Below are 20816 nucleotides of genomic sequence, written 5' to 3' on the forward strand. Positions count from 1 at the left end.
ACTCCGCGCCCCTGCCGCATGCTGGCGGGGGCGCGCGCAAGGCGGCATAATAGGGCGTTCCCCTCGCCCAGCCCATCCAGCGGCCCGGTGCGCGCGCCGCAGATTTCTGCAATGCCGTGTGCCGGGCTGGACGAATTCAAGTCAAGCCGCCATGCCGTACATCTATCTCGCTTCGCAAAGCCCCCGCCGTCAGGAACTGTTACAGCAGCTCGGCGTTCGTTTCGAGCTGCTGTTGCCTCATGCCGACGAGGACGCCGAAGCGCTCGAAGCCGTGCTGCCGGGGGAGCCGCCCGACGATTACGTGCAGCGCGTCACACGCGCGAAGGCCGAGGCGGCCGTGGCACGCCTGGCGCGCGCCGGGTTGCCCGCCGCACCGATTCTCACGGCCGATACGACCGTTTGTCTCGACGGCACCATCCTCGGCAAACCGTTCGACGACGCCGACGCCCGTGCCGTGCTGGCGCGCCTGTCGGGCACCCGCCATCGCGTGCTCACGGCCGTGGCCGTGTGCGCAGACGGGCAGATCCATCAGGCGGTGAACATCTCGCACGTCTGGTTCCGGCCGCTGCGCCGCGAGGAGATCGAGCGTTACGTCGCGTCGGGCGAGCCCAAGGGGAAAGCCGGCGCCTATGGCATTCAGGGCAAGGCCGCCGAATTCGTGATGCGCATCGACGGCAGTTATTCCGGCATCATGGGGCTGCCGCTGTGCGAGACCGCCGCGCTATTGCGTCAGGCGGGCGTCGACTTCTGACGCCTACCGAATTTGAGCATTCGAGTCTGGTCGACACTATATGAACGAAGACATTCTGGTCAACATCACGCCACAGGAAACCCGTGTGGCGCTCATGCAGCTCGGTGCGGTGCAGGAATTGCACATCGAGCGCACGCTCTCGCGCGGTCTGGTCGGCAACATCTATCTGGGCAAGGTCGTGCGCGTGCTCCCGGGCATGCAGTCGGCCTTCATCGATATCGGGCTTGAGCGTGCTGCGTTCCTGCACGTGGCCGATATCTGGCATCCGCGCACCAGCAACGACACGTCCGTGCCGCATCCGCAGCCGCCCATCGAGAAAACGGTTTTCGAAGGGCAGACGCTGATGGTGCAAGTCATCAAGGACCCCATCGGCACGAAGGGCGCGCGCCTGTCGACGCAGGTCAGCATTGCCGGACGCACGCTCGTCTATCTGCCGCAGGAGCCGCATATCGGCATCTCGCAGCGCATCGAGAGCGAAGCCGAGCGCGAAGCGCTGCGCAGCAAGATTCAGGCGCTCGTGCCCGCCGACGAAAAGGGCGGCTTCATCGTGCGTACGATTGCCGAAGACGCTGCCGACGCCGAGCTGGCCAACGACATCGCCTATCTGCGCAAGTCGTGGCAGACCATTGGCGAGCAAAGCACGCGCGTGCCGGCGCCCGCCCTGCTGTATCAGGATCTGAACCTCGCGCAGCGCGTGCTGCGCGACTTCGTGCACGAGGAGACGGGCAAGATTCTCGTCGACTCGCGCGAGACGTACCAGAAGCTGGCCGAATTCGCGTCCACGTACACGCCGGCCGTACTCGGCAAGCTCACGCATTACACGGGCGAGCGTCCGCTGTTCGATCTGTACAACGTGGAGACGGAAATCGAGCGGGCGCTGTCGCGTCGCGTCGATCTGAAGTCCGGCGGCTACCTGATGATCGACCAGACCGAAGCGATGACGACCATCGACGTGAACACCGGGGGCTACGTCGGGGCACGTAACTTCGACGACACGATCTTCAAGACGAATCTCGAAGCGGCGCTGATGATTGCGCGTCAGTTGCGTCTGCGCAATCTGGGCGGGATCATCATCATCGACTTCATCGACATGGAAAGCGCGGAGCATCGCGATTCCGTGCTGGCCGAGTTGAAGAAAGCGCTCGCGCGCGATCGCACCCGCATCACCGTGAACGGCTTCTCGCAGCTCGGACTCGTGGAGATGACCCGCAAGCGTACGCGTGAATCGCTGGCGCATGTGCTGTGCGAGCCGTGCGCCGTGTGTCAGGGCAAGGGACAGGTCAAGACGCCGCGCACGCTTTGCTACGACATTCTGCGGGAGATCCTGCGCGAATCGCGTCAGTTCAATCCGCGCGAGTTCCGTCTGATTGCCTCGCAGGAAGTCGTGGATCTGTTCCTCGAAGAAGAATCGCAACATCTCGCCATGCTGATCGACTTCATCGGCAAGCCGATCTCACTTCAGGTCGAATCGTCGTTCCATCAGGAGCAGTACGACATCATTCTGATGTAACCTGCCCCCACCGAAGCTGCCCGCCGCACGGCGCTGGCGGGCACTTCGCCTCGCACTTCTCCTCACACGGTTCTCGCGTGTGACCCGCCGCTCAGTCCGAGAGCGCCACCACGATATCGAGTTCGCAACAGGCATTACGCGGCAACTGCGCCACGCCGACACTGGTACGCGCATGGGCGCCGCGCTCCGGGCCGAAAATCTCATAGATCAACGACGACGCGCCATCGGCCACAGCGCTTTGCTGACTGAATTCGTCGGTGCTGTTCACGTAGACATTCAGTCGCAGGATCCGGTCGATGTGCGTCAGACTGCCCACGGTGTCGCGCAGGGCCGCCAGCGCGCGGATCATCGCGGCACGCGCGCCTTCCTGACCTGCCTCGATCGAGACATCGCGCCCCAGCTTACCCGCGACGAGTACCCGGTCGCCCTCTCGCGGCAACTGTCCGCTGATCCATGCCACGCCTTGATGCACGGTGCCTGTTGCGTACCTGGCGCCGGGGGCGGACGATGCAGGCAACGTGATCGACAGGGCTTGCAGACGCTGTTCAAGATCCATGATGATTCCTTGTCATGATTGAAGAAGATCGGGGAAACGTTGCCCTATAATATTTTTCGCCTGCGGCCCCCGGCAAAGCATCTTTTCTCAGGCTAGCCCCAATTCAGCTCATCTCATCATGGTTGCCCGTAAGCTCCCCTCTCTCAATGCCCTGCGTGCCTTCGAGGCCGCCGCGCGGCATTGCAGCTTTACGTTGGCAGCGCAGGAACTGCATGTGACGCAGGGCGCGGTCAGCCATCAGATCAAGGCGTTGGAAGAGGCCCTTGGCCGCCCACTGTTCGACCGCCTCGCCAACCAGCTCAGACTGACGCGACAGGGCCAGACGTATCTCGAAGCGATAGGCGAAGCCTTCGACCGTATCGAGCGCGCAACGGCCGCCTTCGATACGCATGCCGCCCGACAACGTCTCGCGATTTCCTGCTCCCCTAACTTCTCGGCCAAATGGCTGGTGCCGCGACTCGGCGACTTCACGCTGCGTCACCCGCAACTCGAACTGCAACTGGAACAGAGCGAGCGGCACGTCAATTTCGTCGGCGACAACATCGACGCGGCCATCCGCTACGGCGCCGGTCCGTGGCCGGGACTGACCTGCATGCATCTGACCGACGAATTCCTGTTGCCCGTGTGTGCGCCCGCTCTGGCGGGTGACGGTAGCGAGCCAACGCTCGACGGCATGCCGCTGCTGCACGTTCACGATCGCAGTGCCTGGGCGCAGTGGTTCGCCGCGCGAGGTCTCACGCCGCCCGAATGGCGCGATGCGCCGGGAATCGTCTTCAACCACGAAAGCGCCGCCATCGACGCCGCCGTCGCCGGACAGGGCATGGCACTCGCCCGCTGGTCCCTTGTCGCGCTGGCATTGGATCGGGGCCTGCTGAGCGCACCGTTCCCGGCAGGCGCGCCGCTGGAAAAGTCGTACTGGCTCGTCTATCCGGAAGAGCGGCGCGACGACGACAACATTCTCGCCTTTTCGGACTGGTTGCGAGCCTCATTCGACGCCGATCAGGAAGTCCGCGCCAAGATAACGTCGGCGTAAGGGTCCAAGGGCACCGGCGATCCCCGAGGCCCCGACCGCCCATCCCTTTTGTGGTGCACGGCCGCACCTTTATTGGGAAGCACTCCTTACGAATCGTCCTCCTTCATTCCTTTGATCGGTTTTTCCGGCGAATCACAGCGTGCGAGACGACAGGCCTGATTCTTGCTCCTGATGCTTAAACACTTAAATAAAATCAAAAGGGGCAAAAGCATGGCGAATCCAAAAGCAATCGTCGAACTCACACATACCGTGCGCAAGCTCGCCGTCAGCAAGATCGGCGACATCAACGAAATCAATCGGGAGACGACCTTCCTCGCGTTGAACGCACTGATCGAAGCCGCGCGAGCGGGGAATGCGGGAAAGGGTTTCGCTGTCGTCGCCAATCAGGTCAAACACGTCTCGAAGCGCATCAGCGAAGTCACCGACACCCTCAACAAGGAACTCACCGGCTCACTCAAGGAGCTCACGGAGCTTGGCGATCTGATGATCGAAAGAATGCGCGGGCTCGACGGTCAGCGCTGCGCCGATCTGGCGCTCAACATGATCGACGTCATCGACCGCAACCTGTATGAGCGCTCATGCGACGTGCGCTGGTGGGCGACCGACTCCGCCGTCGTCGACTGCCTGACGAACCCGCATCCGCAAACGGCGTCCCATGCGTCGGACCGGCTCGGCGTCATTCTCGACAGCTACACGGTCTACAAGGACCTCTGGGTCGTGGACGCACAGGGCGTGGTCGTGGCGAACGGCCGCCGCTCGACCTACCCCGTGATCGGCAGCCAGGTCGGCGACGCCCATTGGTTCAAGGCCGCACTCAAGACACGCAGCGGCGCGGACTATGTCGCGAGCGACGTGCAAACGCTTGCGCACCTCAAGCACGCACAAGTCGCGACATACTCGACAGCCATTCGCGAAGACGGCGCGCCCAACGGCCGCGTGCTCGGCGCACTGGTGATCTTCTTCGACTGGGCGCCGCAGGCCGAAGCCGTCGTCAAGGGGGTACGTCTGAGCGAGGACGAATGGTCGCGCACGCGCTGCATGATCGTCGACTCCTCGTTTCGCGTGATTGCCAGCTCCGATGGCCAGGGCGTGCTGGGCGAGACCTTCGCGCTGCGCACCGACGGCGCGTCCACGGGGTTCTATACCGACGCCAGCCAGACGACCGTCTCGTTCGCCGCGACGCCCGGCTACGAGACCTACAAGGGGCTCGGCTGGTATGGCGTCGTGTGTCAGCGGGCGGTGGCCGATGACGCGGCAAAGGGGCTGGGGAAGATGCCAGAGGCCGTGCCGATGCCTCAAACGTTGCGTCGCGTAGCGTTCTAAGCGGCTGAGGTATCCCCGTCTCGTCACAGCAAGCCCGGGATGGGGACTCGGAGAGACGCATCAGGGGGCCGTAGACGTCTGCGGCGGCGAATCCCGGCGTTCGCCCCGAGACAACCGGCGATCCGCTAAATTAGAATGCGAGATCATTCCGACACAGCGGCGCCTCCCACGCGCGCCCCGACTTCATGCCCTACTTGAACTACGACAATCTGGCGGCATCGAGCGAGGCGCTCGATAAACACGCCGTCGCGCGCCATTCGACCTGGGTCAGCATCTGGGTCAACGTCGTGCTCACGACGGCACAGATCGTCATCGGTATTTTCGCGCGTTCACAGGCACTGATTGCCGACGGCATTCACTCGCTCTCGGACATCGTCTCCGATTTCGTGGTACTCGCCGCCGCCCGTGGCAGCGCCCGCGCGCCCGACGCCGATCATCCGTACGGTCATAGCCGTTACGAAAACGCGGCGTCGCTGTTTCTCGGCGTGATTCTGCTGGTCGTCGGCGCCGGCATGTTGTGGCGGGGTATCGAGCGACTGCTGCACCCGGAGGACATTCCGGAAGTCCACACGATCGCCCTGGTCGTGGCTGTCGTGGTGCTCGTGAGCAAGGAAGGGCTGTTTCGCTATATGCTGCGCGCCGCGCAGCGCGTGCGCTCCGCGATGCTCGTCGCCAACGCATGGCACGCGCGCTCAGACGCCCTGTCGTCGCTCGTGGTGGCATGCGGCATTCTGGGTAACCTGGCGGGATATCGCATACTCGACCCGCTCGCCGCCGCACTCGTGGGCCTGATGATCGGGCGCACCGGCTGGAAGTTCGGCTGGAACGCCTTGCAGGACCTCATCGATCGTGGCGTGGACGATGCCACCACCGTAGCGATCCGCCAGCGGCTGCTCGACACGCCCGGCGTGCGCGCCATCGACATGCTGCGCACGCGACGCATGGGCGACGAGATCGTGGTCGACGTCCATATCCTTGTCGACGCCCGTCTGTCCGTCTCCGAAGGGCATTACATCGCCGAACAGGCGCGTGCCGCCGTCATGAGTGAATCGCAGATTCTGGACGTGCTGGTGCACGTCGATCCGGAGAGCGATACCAAGGGCACCGCCCTGCAACAATGGCCCGCCCGCGCGGCCGTCGTCGGCGCGGCCGAGCTGCTGTGCCGGGCGAACGCGCTCGCGCTGCATGACGTCAAGCTGCATTACCTCGACAACGAACTGGAAGCCGACGTGATCGTCGAGGGATTGAGCGAACCCGCGCGTGCCGAAGGAGTCAGCCGTGCGGGTCTAGTGGATGGCGGCATGGACGCCGCGTCGCAAAACGTAGCAGACGCCCTCGCCGCGCGCTTCGCCCCGCTGGGCTTGCGCTATGTGCGCGTGCTTCGCGTGATGGGGGAGACGACGGCGACGACGTCCACTGCCGTCAGTCCTCGTGCCGATAATCCGTGAACAGCATGCCCTGCCTGTCCTTGTCCGAGACGATCGGCGTGATGCCGTCGAGCGGCCAGGGAATCGCCAGCGTCGGATCGTCCCAGCGAATGCAGCGCTCGAACTGCGGCGCCCAGTAGTCCGTGGTCTTGTACAGCACTTCGGCCGTCTCCGACGTCACCACGAAACCGTGCGCGAAGCCTGCGGGAATCCACAGTTGCTTCTTGTTCTCGGCGCTCAGCACTTCTCCGCCCCATTTGCCGAACGTCGGCGAGCCCTGACGAAGATCCACCGCGACGTCATAAATCTCACCGCTCAACACTCGCACCAGCTTGCCCTGCGGTTGCCTGACCTGATAGTGCAGGCCTCGCAGCACCCCCCGTACCGAGCTGGACTGATTGTCCTGAACGAATGTATGCGTCTGGCCGAGCGCCTCGTTGAAATTACGCTGGTTAAAACTCTCGAAGAAATAGCCTCGGGAGTCACCAAACACCTTGGGCTCGACAAGCATGACGTCAGGCAGAGCAGTTGCGATCAGTTGCATGACTCGTTATCCATCAAAAAAGACGTTCGCGCAGCATCGTCAGAAGATATTGACCGTACCCGGTCTTGGCGAGCGGCTGTGCCAGCTTCTCGATGGCTGCGGCGTCGATCCAGCCGCGGCGGTAGGCGATCTCTTCCGGGCAAGCCACCTTCAATCCCTGACGACTCTCGATGGTCTGGATGAACGTACTGGCTTCGAGCATCGACTCGTGCGTGCCGGTATCGAGCCACGCATATCCGCGTCCCATCATCTGCACATTGAGCTTGCCGCGCTTCAGATACTCGTTGTTGACGTCGGTAATTTCCAACTCGCCGCGTGCGGAAGGTTTAATCGAGCGGGCAATTTCGATCACGTCGTTGTCACAGAAATATAGTCCCGTGACCGCGTAGCGCGACTTGGGATCTTTGGGCTTTTCAACGAGTTCGACGGCCTTGCCGTGCTCATCGAACGTCACCACCCCGTAACGCTCCGGATCGTGCACAGGGTAGGCAAAGACCGAGGCGCCTTCCGTCTGGGCATTCGCCTTGGCCAGGAGGCCGGCAAAATCGTTCCCGTAGAACAGGTTATCGCCGAGCACAAGCGCGCACGGATCGTTGCCGATGAAGTCGGCGCCGATCAGGAAAGCCTGTGCAAGACCGTCCGGGGACGGCTGCACGGCATACTGCAGGTTAAGGCCCCACTGGCTGCCGTCGCCGAGCAGTTGCTCGAAGCGCGGCGTGTCCTGCGGCGTAGAGATGATCAGCACGTCGCGAATCCCCGCCAGCATGAGCGTGGTCAGCGGGTAGTAGATCATCGGCTTGTCGTAGACCGGCAGCAGTTGCTTGGAAACGGCCAGCGTTGCCGGATACAGGCGCGTGCCGGAACCGCCGGCCAGAATGATGCCTTTGCGTTTGATACTCATAGGTGCCTCAATCGTTCTTCTGATAATGCGTTTCGATCCAGCGCTTGTACTCGCCCGACTGGACCTGACGTACCCACTCGCCATTCGCGAGATACCACTGAACGGTCTTGCGCATGCCTGTCTCGAAGGTTTCCGCCGGGCGCCAGCCCAACTCGCGTTCGAGCTTGCGCGCATCGATGGCGTAACGTCGATCATGTCCAGGACGGTCGGTCACAAACGTGATCTGATCGACATACGACTTACCGTCGGCGCGTGGCGAAAGTTCGTCGAGCAGCGTGCAAAGATGCTTCACGACCGACAGGTTATTCTGCTCGTTCCAGCCGCCGACATTGTAAACCTCGCCCGTCACGCCCTTGGCCAGCACTTCGCGAATCGCCGAGCAGTGATCGCCGACGTACAACCAGTCGCGCACGTTGCTGCCATCGCCGTAGATCGGCAACGGCTTGCCGGCCAGCGCGTTGGCGATGACCAGCGGAATCAGCTTCTCCGGGAACTGGTACGGACCGTAGTTGTTCGAGCAGTTGGTCGTGAGCACCGGCATGCCGTAGGTGTGATGATAGGCACGCACGAGATGGTCGGAGCCCGCTTTCGACGCCGAATACGGGCTGTTCGGCGCGTACGGCGTCGTTTCGGTGAAGGCCGGGTCCGTCGGGCTCAGCGAACCATAGACCTCGTCGGTCGACACGTGCAGGAAACGGAAGTTGTCGCGGGCGGCGCCTTCGAGTGCGCCCCAATAGGCACGTGCCGCTTCGAGCATCGTGAAGGTGCCCACAATGTTCGTCTGCACGAACTCGCCCGGGCCGTGAATCGAACGATCGACGTGGCTCTCTGCTGCGAAATGCAGCACCGCACGCGGACGATGCGCCGCATAGAGCTTGTCCAGCGCGGCACGGTCACAAATATCGACTTGCGCGAAATGGTGACGGGGGTCGCGTTCGAGACTCGCCAGATTCGCCAGGTTACCGGCGTAAGTGAGCTTGTCGATGGTCACGACCGGTTCGTCGTGTTGCGCAAGCCAGTCGAGAACGAAGTTTGCGCCGATGAATCCGGCGCCGCCAGTCACGAAGATCATAGGTATCGAAGTTTTGTGAGAAGTCGGTTTAACGGGTGCGAGGCACGCGCCCCATCAGGAAAAATTCGTCGTTGGGACGCATCGAAATCGCATTGGCGATGCGGTTCGACATGCCGAAGAATGCCGTGATCGCGGCGATGTCCCAGATATCTTCGTCGTTCAGGCCGTGTCCGCGCAGGTTCGCATAATCGTCATCGCCCACGTCCTGCGAGCGTTCGCAAACCTTCAGCGCATAAGCCAGAATCGCCTTCTGACGCTCAGTCAGGTCCGCCTTCAGATAATTGACGGCGATCTGGTCGGCCAGCAACGGCTGCTTTTCATAGATGCGCACCAGCGCGCCATGCGCGACCACACAGTACAGACACTGATTCACGGCGCTGGTTGCCACCACGATCATTTCGCGCTCGCCCTGGCTCAAATTGCCGTCTTTGAGCATGAGCGCATCGTGATACGCGAAAAAAGCGCGGAATTCGTCAGGACGATGCGCCAGCGTCAGGAAAACGTTCGGAATGAAGCCTGCCTTCTCCTGCACCTCGTCGATGCGCGCACGGATATCGTCCGGCAATGCGGCGAGATCCGGCACGGGAAAACGACTGATCGGCGGCTGGCTCATCATGGTCTCCTCAAAGGCGGGCAGTGTTGTCGGGCGGTGGCCTGCGTCGCGACAGGTCGTATCACGACACCTCGCAAACGCTTGCCTACCTCCTGCTGAAACGGCGCTTGAAATTACGCCTCTTGCTGCTGCGCGTACTGAATGCGGTGCAAGTGCGCGTAGAGGCCATTATGCGCCACCAGTGCCTGGTGAGAGCCCTGCTCCGCAATCCGGCCATGTTCCAGTACGACGATCCGGTCCGCACGTTCGATGGTCGACAGACGGTGCGCGATCACGAGCGTCGTACGGCCTTCCATCAGCACTTCCAGCGCCGCCTGCACGTGGCGCTCGGATTCGGAATCCAGTGCAGAAGTGGCTTCATCGAGAATCAGGATCGGCGCGTCCTTGTATATCGCGCGGGCAATCGCCAGACGCTGACGCTGACCGCCCGACAGGCGCATGCCATTGTCGCCCACGAGCGTGGCGACGCCGTCGGGCATCGCCGCCACCGCATCGGCCAGATTGGCCGCACGCAGGGCGGCCTGCACGCGCTCGGCATCGACCTCCTGACCGTAGGCCACGTTGGCGGCGATGGTGTCGTTGAACAGCACGACGTCCTGACTCACGAACGCGATCTGACGACGCAGGTCGGCCAGACGCAGATCGGTGAGCGGAATGCCGTCGAGCAGGATACGTCCGCCGGTCGGATCGAAGAAGCGCGGCACCAGATTGACCATCGTTGTCTTGCCACTGCCGGACGGGCCGACCAGCGCGACCATTTCCCCTGGCGCGACATCCAGTGAAATGCGGTCGAGCGTCGGACGCTCGCTCGCGCCGTAGTTGAAACTCACGTCATCGAACGTCACACGGCCCTTCGCGCGCTCGAGCGTACGCTCGCCGCCTACGGGTTCGACTTCGACGTCCATGACCTCGAAGATCAGTTCCGCGGCCGTCACGCCACGTTGCAACGGCTGGTTCACGTCCATCAGATGCTTGAGCGGGGAGACGACGAGCAACAGCGCCGTGACGAACGCGGTGAAGCCGCCCACCGTCATTTCGCCGGAGGACGATTCGATCATCGCCACGGTGATCACGATCGCCAGCGCCAGCGAGGCGAGCGCCTGCGTCACCGGCTGTGCCAGACCGCCCGAGACCGTCACGCGCATGGCATAGCCGCGCAGCGTGCTGGTCATCTTGTCGAAGCGGCCCTTTTCGTACTCTTCGCCGTTGTGGATCTTCACGACCTTGTAGCCGCCGACCGCCTCCTCGACCACGTACGACAGCGCGTTGGTCAGCGTTTGCTGCTCGCGGTTCAGGCGGCGCAGGCGACGGTTGATCTTGCCGACCAGCCAGCCGATCAGCGGCAGAATGACGGCCACCACCAACGTCAGGCGCCAGTTCAGGTAGAACAGGTAACCTAGCAGGCCAACGACGGTGAGCGAATCGCGCACGAGCGTGATCAGCACCGTGGTGAGCACGCCAAGCACCTGATTGACTTCATAGACGATGGCGTTGATCAGCGTGCTGGTCGTCTCGCGCTGGTAGTAGGACGCCGGCGCATGCAGCAAACGCTCGAACATGCGCACGCGCAGATCGAGCAGCACACGGTTGGAGACCCACGACAGCATGTAGTTGGCCGAATACTGCGCCAGCCCGCGAATGACCGCCAGACCGATCACGGCGGCCGGGACATACCAGAGCTTCCAAGGATCGCCGCCCGAAAAGCCCTTGTCGAGCACCGGTTTGAGCACTGCCGGAATCGCCGCTTCGGTCGCTGCGACCAGCGCCATGGCGAGAACGGCCAACAGGCCCATGTGCCAATAAGGCTGGAGATAGCCCAGCAGACGTCGCAAGATCGGTCCGGTGGGCTTGTGCGGTGCGCTCATGTAAGTCGGGGACGGCAGGAAAACCGCTATTCTAACGTACCGGCCGGTCCCGCCGGGACGTGTCCGAACCGGACTAGGACGCCGCCGTAAAAATCTCCACAATGCCCGATATCCGTGGCCTTCGGCGCGCCGAACCCCGGGTGGAACCGGTATACTCCGGCGCATGGCAAGCGCACTCGAAGTCCTCCGTACCGTATTCGGCTATAACGCATTCCGTGGCGATCAGGCCGCCATCGTCGACCATGTAGCCGACGGGGGCGATGCACTCGTGCTCATGCCCACGGGCGGCGGCAAGTCACTCTGCTATCAGATCCCCGCGCTGCTGCGCCCGGGCATCGGTATCGTCGTCTCCCCGCTCATCGCCCTCATGCAGGATCAGGTCGACGCCCTGCTGCAAGCGGGGGTGCGCGCCGCCTATCTGAATTCCAGCCTCGCCTTCGACGAAGCGGTCGATATCGAACGGCGCGCCGCGCGCGGCGAACTCGACCTGCTTTACGTCGCGCCGGAACGGTTGCTGACCGATCGGTTTCTCAATCTGCTCGACCGGCTCGACGAGCGCGGCCAACTGGCGCTCTTCGCCATCGACGAAGCCCACTGCGTCTCGCAATGGGGCCATGACTTCCGTCCCGAATATATTCAGCTCTCGGCGCTGCACGAACGCTACCCGCGTGTGCCGCGCATTGCGCTGACGGCGACCGCAGACGCCGCGACGCGGGAAGAAATTCAGACCCGGCTCGGGCTGACCGACGCGCGCCTGTTCGTCTCCAGCTTCGACCGGCCGAACATTCGCTACGAGATCGTCGACCGCGACAATCCACGCAAGCAATTGCTGGCGTTTCTCAGCCGGCATCGCGGCGAGGCAGGCATCGTGTATTGCCTGTCACGCAAGAAAGTGGAAGAAACGGCAGCCTGGCTGGAGACGCAGGGAATCGCGGCGCTGCCCTATCACGCCGGGCTCGATGCCGAGGTGCGACGCACCCATCAGCAACGGTTCCTGCGCGAAGAAGGGCTGGTCATGGCGGCGACTGTCGCCTTTGGCATGGGTATCGACAAGCCAGACGTGCGCTTTGTCGCGCATCTGGACTTGCCCAAGAGCCTCGAAGCCTATTATCAGGAGACGGGCCGTGCCGGTCGTGACGGGGAGCCCGCCGAAGCCTGGATGACTTACGGCCTGAACGACGTCGTCGTGCACCGTAGCCGAATCGACGAATCGAACGCCTCCGAGCTGCAAAAGCGCATCGAGCGCCAAAAGCTCGACGCCCTGCTCGGCTATTGCGAGGCGCCCCGCTGCCGTCGCACCGTGCTGCTGTCCTATTTCGGCGAACAGAGCGAGCCGTGCGGCAATTGCGACGTCTGCCTCAACCCGCCCGAGGTTTTCGACGGCACCGTCGCGGCCCAGAAGGCGCTCTCCGCCATTCTGCGCACCGGCCAGCGCTTCGGCGCAGGCCATCTCGTCGATCTGCTGCGCGGGCGCAGCACGGACAAGATCCGTCAGTTCGGGCACGAAAGCCTGCCGACCTTCGGCGTGGGCGGCGAAATGGACGATCAGGGCTGGCGCGCAGTGTTTCGTCAGTTGATCGCCCACGGCATCATCGAACCGGACAGCAGCCAGTACGGCGCACTCACGCTCAACGCGACAGCGCGTCCGGTGCTCAAGGGCGAAACGACCGTGTCGTTGCGACGTCAGCAGCGGCCGACCGCCGGCAAGAAAAGCCGCTTTGCCGGCTATGCGTCGTCGCAGGCCATCGAACTGGATGTGGCGGACCAACAGGTGTTCGAGAAACTTCGTGCCTGGCGGCAGGACATGGCGAAGACTCAGGCGGTGCCCGCGTACGTTATCCTGCATGACCGTACGTTGCGGGAACTGGCCCAGCGCCGCCCCCGTCATCGCGACGGACTGGTGGATATCACCGGTCTGGGCGAGGCGAAGATCGAGCGCTACGGTGAAGCGCTGGTCGAGCTGCTGAATGCTTGAGCCGTGCGGCGCATCGATACCGCTGCGTTGCTCACGGCTCACTACGCACCGCGAATACCCGCCAGCCCTTTGATGACCCACTGTTTAGCCCACCCAACGGCCCGCCCCGACCATGTCTGACATGCAACGCCTGCCGATCTCGGTGACGATTCTCACGCGCGACGAGCGTCACAACATTGCCGACTGCATTGCGTCGGTGGCGTCGTTCGCCATGCAGATCGTCGTGGTCGACAACGCCAGCACGGACGGCACGGCAGAGATTGCGCGCGACGCGGGCGCAGAGGTCTATGTCACGCCCGACTGGCCCGGCTTCGGCCCGCAGAAGAATCGCGCGCTGTCGTATGCCACACAGCCGTGGGTGCTGTCGCTGGATGCCGACGAGCGTGTCACGCCCGAGTTGGCTGCCGATATCGCCGCCGCTATCGCACAGGGCACCCATGCGGGTTACCGCATGCCTCGCCTGTCGCAATTTCTCGGTCACTGGGTGAAGCACTGCGGCTGGTATCCGGATTACGTACTGCGGCTGTTCCGTCGCGATGCCGGACGCTTCTCCGACAATCTCGTGCATGAGCGTGTCATCGTCGACGGCGAGATCGGCACGCTCGCCCACCACCTTCTGCATTACAGCTACACCGAAGTCCGTCAGGTCGATGACAAGGTACAGCGCTATGCGCGGGCGGGAGCGAAGGAGATGGCAATGCGCGGCAAGCGTGTCTCCCCCCTCAAGCCGTGGATCAATGGCGGATGGGCTTTCGTGCGCACCTACGTGTTGCGTCGCGGCTTTCTCGATGGCGCGACCGGCGCAGCCATTGCGCGCATGAACGCCCGCAGCGCCTTTCTCAAGTACGCCTTGCTCAGAAGCGGCGAGGTTTGAGAAAGGTATGCCCGAGGCCTCGTGTACGTTCGGCCTTGATACCGAGAAATCACGCAGAAACAAGAACGGACGCCCGAGGCGTCCGTTTTCACATGACATGCTGACGTCGTTATTTCGCCAGCGCGCGCTTGATGCGTGAGCGGAACAACTGCCAGCGCAGCTTGCTGTCTTCGACCGGCTCGGCCAGACGGCCGTCGCTGCCGGCCGGCACCGGCGTGCCGCGACGCAGATAGTACCGATCGAAAATCGACTGCGTCATGCCCCACTTGCGCAGGAACTGGGTGCGGCCGTCGTTCTTCACGACCTTACCCGTGCTCTTGCACTGGAAGTGATACACGAGACTCGCGCCCACACCAACGAAACGGCGTGCGCCCGCTCCCCACATCTTCATCGAAAAATCGTTGTCGCTGCTCATGCCCGGGCTCAGCTCCGTGCTGTAGCCGCCCACGAGGAACCACCAGTCGCGATGCACGAGCGTCGGCGGCCACGTCGCACCGAACCAGTCGGGCTTGCGGTACGTTGGCACGGCAGCCAGCAGCCCCGCTTCGTCGAATTGGTCGACGTCACGGCCGAAATCCTGCACCAGCACGCACGGATTGCCGGTGTCGACCGGCTCGATCATCGTGCCCGAGAGCATGAACGCCTTGTCGGGCATGGCTTCGGCACGCTCGATCAGCGCACTGTCCCAGCCGGGGCAACAGTACATGTCGTCGTTGAGGAAAACGATGTACTTCTCGCGCGCGAGTGCCGCCGCCTGATTCACGGCGAAGCAAATACCGATATTCTCGGCAGATGCCGTGTGCTCGATGCCCTCAGCCCTGACCCAGTCGAGCGATCCGTCCGAGCCATCATTGACGTGCACGATGATCTGATGCGGATAGCGCGAATTCTGGCGAATGCTGCGCACACAGAGTTGCAGCAAGGCGAGGTTGTTCCAGGTCGGAACGATGATGGAGAACATCCGGATTTCCTTGTTTTATCGACCGTCGGGCTGGCGGATGACGTCGGTTTTGCGACGCAATCCGCTGCCGTACATCAATAGATCACTTGTACCGAGTCGGTCGTCAGCCACTGACGAAGCTCACCGAGCAGTTCATCACCCGGCTGCACCTTCCAGTCGTCGCCGAGACGGGACTCGCACTCGGCATCGGGACGACGATAGACGATGTGCACCGGCAGGCCGTTTTGCTTGTCGGCATCGCCATCGCCGTTGCCGTTGCGACGGCCGAAGCCGCCACCACCACCGCCGTTACCGCCGCCTCCACCGTGCCCGCCGTTGAACCCACCGCCGCCGCCCGCACCGGCCGTTGCGGCCACACGGTACATCGTGCAATGCGGTTGCAGCGTGGCGCGCAGACGCGTCCAGTCGGCATTACCGTTGAACGAGAGCTTCAGCGCCCGCGCAAAGCGTGCGCGCGCCCGGCCGAGGTCCATCAGGCTTTCGACGGTAAAGCGCAGGCCGCCGGTGAAGCTGTCGGGACGCGCGTTGCCGTGCACGATCAGCAGCTCGTCTTCCTTGAAGAGATGCTTGTTCGCCTCGAACTGCTCGTTGAAGATCGTGACTTCGAGGGTGGCGGTGCCGTCGTCCAGTTGCACGATCAGCATCTTGCCGCGCTGCGTCATCATGGTGCGCATGGCGGAGATCACGCCGGCAACAAGCCGGTCGCGCCCTTCCGACAGATCCTTGATGCGGGTACGCACAAAGCGACGCACTTCGTCCGCGTACGAATCGAACATGTGCCCCGACAGATAGAAGCCGAGCGCCTGCTTCTCTTCCTGCAACTTGCGCTTGTCGGTCCATGCCGGCTCGTCCGCCAGTTCCAGCGGCGCTTGCAGGCTTTCGTCGCCCAGATCGAACAGGCTGACCTGATTGGCGGCGGCACTGGCCTGCTCGGCGGCTTCCATCGCCATCGGCACGGACGCCATCAACTGCGCCCGGTTGTCGTGAATCGAATCGAACGCCCCGGCGCGAATCAGCGCTTCGATCGTGCGACGGTTCACCACGCGGCGGTCGATGCGCGCGCAGAAGTCGAACAGATCGGTGAACGGACGCTCTTCGCGGGCACGCAGAATTTCTTCGATGGCCGACTGACCGCTCCCCTTGATGGCGCCGAGACCGTAACGCACGGTCTTCGAATCGGCCGGCTCGAAGCGATAGGCCGAGACGTTGACGTCCGGGGGCAGCACGCCCAATCCGTTCGCCGGGGCAAGGCAGTCTTCGTAGAGAATCTTGACCTTGTCGGTGTCGTCCATGGCCAAACTCATGTTGGCGGCCATGAATTCGGCGGGATGGTGGGCTTTGAGCCAGGCGGTGTAGTAGGCGAGCAGCGCGTACGCGGCGGCGTGCGACTTGTTGAAGCCGTAGCCTGCGAACTTTTCCATCAAGTCGAAGATTTCGTCCGACTTCTCGCGCGTCAGACCGTTCTCCGCGGCACCCTTGGCGAAAATCTCGCGGTGCTCGGCCATTTCCTCGGCCTTCTTCTTACCCATTGCGCGACGCAACAGGTCGGCGCCACCGAGCGAGTATCCGCCGATGATCTGCGCCATCTGCATCACCTGCTCCTGGTAGACCATGATGCCGTAGGTCTCCTGGAGCACCGGCTCGACGCGCGGATCCGGATATTCCGTCTTCTCGCGGCCGTGCTTACGCGCGCAGAAGCTTGGAATCAGGTCCATCGGGCCCGGACGATACAACGCCACCAGCGCGATGATGTCCTCGAAGCGGTCAGGCTGGGCATCCTTCAACATGCCCTGCATGCCCCGGCTTTCCAGCTGGAACACCGCGACCGTATTGGCCTTCTTGAGAATGCTGAACGCCGCCGGGTCGGTGAGCGAGACCTGATCGAGCGACCAGTCCGCCATCTCCGGATGCAGACGCTTGATGTAGCGCTCGGCCCAGTTCAGGATCGTGAGCGTGGTCAGGCCCAGAAAGTCGAACTTCACCAGACCGACGGCTTCCACGTCGTCCTTGTCGTACTGACTCACCACGCCGCTGGCGTCTTCGCCGCTACCCTGCGTGTAGAGCGGGCAGAAGTCGGTCAGCTTGCCCGGGGCGATCAGCACCCCGCCCGCGTGCATGCCGACGTTACGCGTGAGCCCTTCCACACGTTGCGCCAGCTCGATCAACTGCTTGACTTCGTCTTCCGTCTGGAAGCGCTCGGCCAGTTGCGGCTCTTCCTTGAGGGCGTCGTCGATGGTGACGTGCTTGCCCGGCTTGAACGGGATCAGCTTGGAAATGCCGTCGACGAAGTTGTACCCGAGATCGAGCACGCGGCCCACGTCACGCACCGCGGCCTTGGCGGCCATCGAGCCGAAGGTGGCGATCTGCGAGACGGCGTCAGCGCCGTACTTTTCCTTCACGTACTGAATGACGCGATCGCGGCCGTCCTGACAGAAGTCGATGTCGAAGTCGGGCATCGAGACGCGTTCCGGATTCAGGAAGCGCTCGAACAGCAGGTTGTACTTGAGCGGGTCGAGGTCGGTAATGCCCAGCGCGTAGGCGACGAGCGAACCGGCGCCGGAACCCCGGCCCGGGCCGACCGGCACGCCGTTGTTCTTCGCCCACTGGATGAAGTCCGCCACGATCAGGAAGTAGCCGGGGAAGCCCATCTTGATGATCGTGCCGGTCTCGAAGTCGAGACGCTTGTAATACTCGGGGCGCTGCCTGTCGCGCTCCGCCTCTTCCGGGAAGAGCAGCGCGAGACGCGTCTCGAGGCCTTCCTTGGAGAGTTGCACGAGATAGTCGTCGAGCGACATGCCGTCCGGCGTCGGGAAGAGCGGCAGCTTCGGCTTGCCGAGTTCGAGCGTGAGGTTGCAGCGCTTGGCGATCTCGACGGTGTTGGCAATCGCGGACGGCACGTCTTCGAACGCGGCGATCATGTCGTCCTGCGTGCGGAAGCTCTGATCCTGCGTGAAACGCCGCACCCGGCGCGCATTGCCGAGCATTTCACCTTCCGAGATACACACGCGCGCTTCGTGCGCGGTGAAATCGTCGGCCGTCATGAACTGGATCGGGTGCGTGGCAACGACCGGCAGGCCGGCCTTCGCCGCCAACTGCACCGCGTGCTGCACGTACGTCTCCATGCCCTGCTGACCGGTGCGTTGCAGTTCGATGTAGAACGCCCCGGGGAACACGCTCGCCCAATGCTTCGCGCATTGCAGCGCCAGATCGGGATTGCCGGCGGCCAGCGCAGCGCCGACGTCGCCCATCTGCGCGCCCGACAGCGCGAGCAGGCCGCGCGCCAGGCCATCGGGCTGAAGCCACGACGACTCGATTTCCGCCCGTCCACGGTACTGATTGCCGAGCCAGGCCTTGGACAGCAACTGGCACAGGTTCAGATAGCCTTCCCGGTCACGTGCGAGGAGCAGCAGGCGTGAGGGCTTGTCGCGATCGGCCGGATTCGTGATCCAGGCGTCGCAGCCGACGATCGGCTTGACGCCCTTGCCACGGGCTTCCTTGTAGAAACGGATGGCCCCGAACATGTTCGCGAGGTCGGTGAGCGCGAGCGCGCCCTGGCCGTCCTTGGCGGCGGCCTTGACGACGTCGTCGAGCCGCACGATGCCATCGGCGATCGAATATTCGGAGTGGAGACGGAGGTGGACGAAACGAGGTTCTGACATGGGCCGTATTGTAACGCGGCCTCCCCGGATTGACCGGCTTCGAGTACGGATGAAAGCGCAAGGAAAGCGCGGCGGCGGGCATCGCGCTGACCGCGCCCGGGATCCGGCGTCATTCATGAGCGAATTCGAATATCCCCCACAGCACGCCGATGTCCAGACTATCCGGACTACGCGGTCCCAAAAATCCGGCGAACCATGTCTTCGCCGCGCCTTCCCCACTCAAAACACCGACCGTCCATGCAAATCCTGCGTTACGGGCCACCCGTGCCCCCGATGTCGCAAACCGCGACACCCACGCCCTCTGCCCGGCCAAACCGTGACGATCGCTCACCGGCCGAGACCGCCGATCTGCCAGACGACACCGGTATGGCAGGCACGCCGCGCGACGCTTGCGACGCCGGCGACGTCCTGTCGTCTACCGATGCGGCACATGCCCGCTTATGCACACGCATCGCACCGACGAAGCGCAAGCATGACGATGGGGGCAACGAAGGCCTTTCAGACGACGACCATGACGCCCCGGATGGCGACATCCCAAGCGATACCTGGCGCATCGGCAGCCCCGCGCTCGATCAACTGCGACGCTCGCTGATCGGTGCGCGCAACGCCCATCGCAACATGGCCGTCGACGCCCCTCCCAGCGCGGACACCGACAAGATCGCCACGACGCAGGCCACCGAGGCGCTGGCACGCAAGCGGCGCGAATCGTCGATGCCGGCGTTCGCCGAATCGATTCAGCGTGTCTCGAATCAATATCGAGTGGTTATCGGTCTGCGACGTCCGAACGCGATGGGGCAATCGCTGCTGCGCGAAGGCTTCCCCACGAAGAATTTTCACGTAAAGGCGAAGTCGAGCGCGGCAGGGCCGACCGCCGGTTTCGTGCCCATCGAGCCGAAGTACGCCAAGATCGGCGTCGAGCAATGGGCTAAGCAGGCAAACGCCATTGCCAGCGCCTTGAAATCCGGCGCAAAAGCCGTGAATCTGCGGCTGAGCCCGGCTCGCGTGAAGGAGTTGGTGACGCTGGGCGCGATGACGCACGCTGGCGGCGCAACCTATCGGGCCACCTACCCCGGCGGGGCCATGACTTTCTCACTGCGCCCCTCCAGCCCCGACAGCCCCGACACCCTCACGGTGTTCGATACCGCCGGCCGTCCCGTCACCGTTCTGACCAATCCACCTGAATTGCCCGGCGGTTTCGCCAAAGACAAGGCGCTGACGGCCAGCCCGCTGCCGATGACGGCCGATTACGACCTGTTCTGTCTGTTCTCGCGCCGGGAACGCGACGTCGATCGCTTTCCCATGCCGGTGCAGCCGCATGTCGTGGCCGGTCCCCGGGATCGGTCCCGCAATCGTGCCTCGCAATATCTGGACGCCGTCGCCACAGGACAAACCCGGCCGGAAGACCCGAACATGGGCAATATTCCGTTCTTTCACCGCACCATCGTCGACGCCCTGAACGTCGCCGTGACCGACGACGGTTACCGGGGCGGCAAGCTTTTCTGGCACAACGCCGAGAACGGGAATCCGTTCTCGCCCGGTTTCGCAAGCGATGACGCCCCGCTGTTCTTCGTGCCCGGCACGCCCCATCCCATGACGGCCTCGACCCTGGACGATCTGAACGGCGTGATAGACCGGCTGCAAACGCTCGGATATGCCGCGAAACTGAGCCCACGTCTGGCTGTCAACGCCTGATCGCGGGGGGGACACTGGCGCCTCGAGCTATCTGCCGTGCGCAGCGTCCGCCCCGCGTCA

Annotated in this window: 16 protein-coding genes; 8 read left to right on the forward strand and 8 right to left on the reverse strand. The window is 63.3% G+C overall.

What is annotated here, in order from left to right:
• Nucleotides 1-151: 151 nt before the first annotated feature.
• Complete coding sequence (locus tag PCA20602_RS00575; protein WP_150719533.1) at nt 152-751, forward strand: Maf family protein; 600 nt, start codon at nt 152-154, stop codon at nt 749-751.
• Nucleotides 752-791: 40 nt separating this feature from the next.
• Entirely contained in the window at nt 792-2261 is a 1470-nt protein-coding gene (gene rng / locus PCA20602_RS00580; RefSeq protein ID WP_069341619.1) for a ribonuclease G, read from the forward strand.
• 91 nt (nt 2262-2352) lie between these two features.
• Here rng and PCA20602_RS00585 read toward each other — a convergent pair whose 3' ends face one another.
• Nucleotides 2353-2817, reverse strand: coding sequence for a RidA family protein (locus tag PCA20602_RS00585; protein WP_150719534.1), 465 nt, complete (start codon nt 2815-2817; stop codon nt 2353-2355).
• A 118-nt stretch (nt 2818-2935) separates the two neighbouring features.
• On the opposite strand from PCA20602_RS00585, the gene gcvA reads away from it, so the two are divergent.
• From gcvA to PCA20602_RS00600, 3 genes are all read left to right on the forward strand, one after another.
• Nucleotides 2936-3850 (forward strand): transcriptional regulator GcvA, encoded by a 915-nt coding sequence (gene gcvA / locus PCA20602_RS00590; RefSeq protein WP_150719535.1) that lies wholly within the window; start codon nt 2936-2938, stop codon nt 3848-3850.
• Between the two features lie 210 nt (nt 3851-4060).
• Nucleotides 4061-5173, forward strand: coding sequence for a methyl-accepting chemotaxis protein (locus PCA20602_RS00595; RefSeq protein WP_150719536.1), 1113 nt, complete (start codon nt 4061-4063; stop codon nt 5171-5173).
• A 185-nt stretch (nt 5174-5358) separates the two neighbouring features.
• Nucleotides 5359-6621 carry a cation diffusion facilitator family transporter gene (locus PCA20602_RS00600; protein ID WP_150719537.1) on the forward strand — a complete coding sequence of 421 codons (1263 nt, stop codon included), beginning with the start codon at nt 5359-5361 and terminating at the stop codon, nt 6619-6621.
• On the opposite strand, the gene rfbC is transcribed toward PCA20602_RS00600, so the two are convergent.
• The 5 genes from rfbC to msbA all read right to left on the reverse strand — a co-directional run bounded on the left by rfbC (nt 6596) and on the right by msbA (nt 11595).
• Complete coding sequence (gene rfbC, locus PCA20602_RS00605; RefSeq protein ID WP_150719538.1) at nt 6596-7144, reverse strand: dTDP-4-dehydrorhamnose 3,5-epimerase; 549 nt, start codon at nt 7142-7144, stop codon at nt 6596-6598. The two genes, PCA20602_RS00600 and rfbC, sit on opposite strands and share 26 nt — an antisense overlap.
• Before the next feature lie 13 nt (nt 7145-7157).
• Nucleotides 7158-8045 carry a glucose-1-phosphate thymidylyltransferase RfbA gene (gene rfbA, locus PCA20602_RS00610; protein ID WP_150719539.1) on the reverse strand — a complete coding sequence of 296 codons (888 nt, stop codon included), beginning with the start codon at nt 8043-8045 and terminating at the stop codon, nt 7158-7160.
• A gap of 7 nt (nt 8046-8052) precedes the next feature.
• Nucleotides 8053-9117, reverse strand: coding sequence for a dTDP-glucose 4,6-dehydratase (gene rfbB, locus PCA20602_RS00615; RefSeq protein WP_150719540.1), 1065 nt, complete (start codon nt 9115-9117; stop codon nt 8053-8055).
• Nucleotides 9118-9145: 28 nt separating this feature from the next.
• Nucleotides 9146-9730, reverse strand: coding sequence for a peroxidase-related enzyme (locus tag PCA20602_RS00620; protein WP_174980678.1), 585 nt, complete (start codon nt 9728-9730; stop codon nt 9146-9148).
• A 113-nt stretch (nt 9731-9843) separates the two neighbouring features.
• On the reverse strand, nt 9844-11595 hold the full coding sequence (gene msbA / locus PCA20602_RS00625; RefSeq protein WP_150719542.1) for a lipid A export permease/ATP-binding protein MsbA: 1752 nt from the start codon (nt 11593-11595) through the stop codon (nt 9844-9846).
• Between the two features lie 163 nt (nt 11596-11758).
• Here msbA and recQ point away from each other — a divergent pair, with 163 nt between their 5' ends.
• Both recQ and PCA20602_RS00635 read left to right on the forward strand, forming a co-directional pair.
• A complete protein-coding gene (recQ, locus tag PCA20602_RS00630; RefSeq protein ID WP_150719543.1) occupies nt 11759-13570 on the forward strand; it encodes a DNA helicase RecQ in 1812 nt (603 codons plus the stop codon).
• A gap of 112 nt (nt 13571-13682) precedes the next feature.
• Complete coding sequence (locus PCA20602_RS00635) at nt 13683-14444, forward strand: glycosyltransferase family 2 protein (protein ID WP_425495627.1); 762 nt, start codon at nt 13683-13685, stop codon at nt 14442-14444.
• 109 nt (nt 14445-14553) lie between these two features.
• Here PCA20602_RS00635 and PCA20602_RS00640 read toward each other — a convergent pair whose 3' ends face one another.
• A complete protein-coding gene (locus tag PCA20602_RS00640) occupies nt 14554-15405 on the reverse strand; it encodes a glycosyltransferase family 2 protein (protein WP_150719544.1) in 852 nt (283 codons plus the stop codon).
• 74 nt (nt 15406-15479) lie between these two features.
• Nucleotides 15480-19073 carry a DNA polymerase III subunit alpha gene (gene dnaE, locus PCA20602_RS00645; protein ID WP_150719974.1) on the reverse strand — a complete coding sequence of 1198 codons (3594 nt, stop codon included), beginning with the start codon at nt 19071-19073 and terminating at the stop codon, nt 15480-15482.
• A gap of 228 nt (nt 19074-19301) precedes the next feature.
• On the opposite strand from dnaE, the gene PCA20602_RS00650 reads away from it, so the two are divergent.
• Nucleotides 19302-20756 carry an anthrax toxin-like adenylyl cyclase domain-containing protein gene (locus PCA20602_RS00650; RefSeq protein WP_174980680.1) on the forward strand — a complete coding sequence of 485 codons (1455 nt, stop codon included), beginning with the start codon at nt 19302-19304 and terminating at the stop codon, nt 20754-20756.
• Nucleotides 20757-20816: the final 60 nt, after the last annotated feature.

It is taken from the genome of Pandoraea capi (genome assembly GCF_902459735.1).
Lineage (GTDB): Bacteria > Pseudomonadota > Gammaproteobacteria > Burkholderiales > Burkholderiaceae > Pandoraea > Pandoraea capi.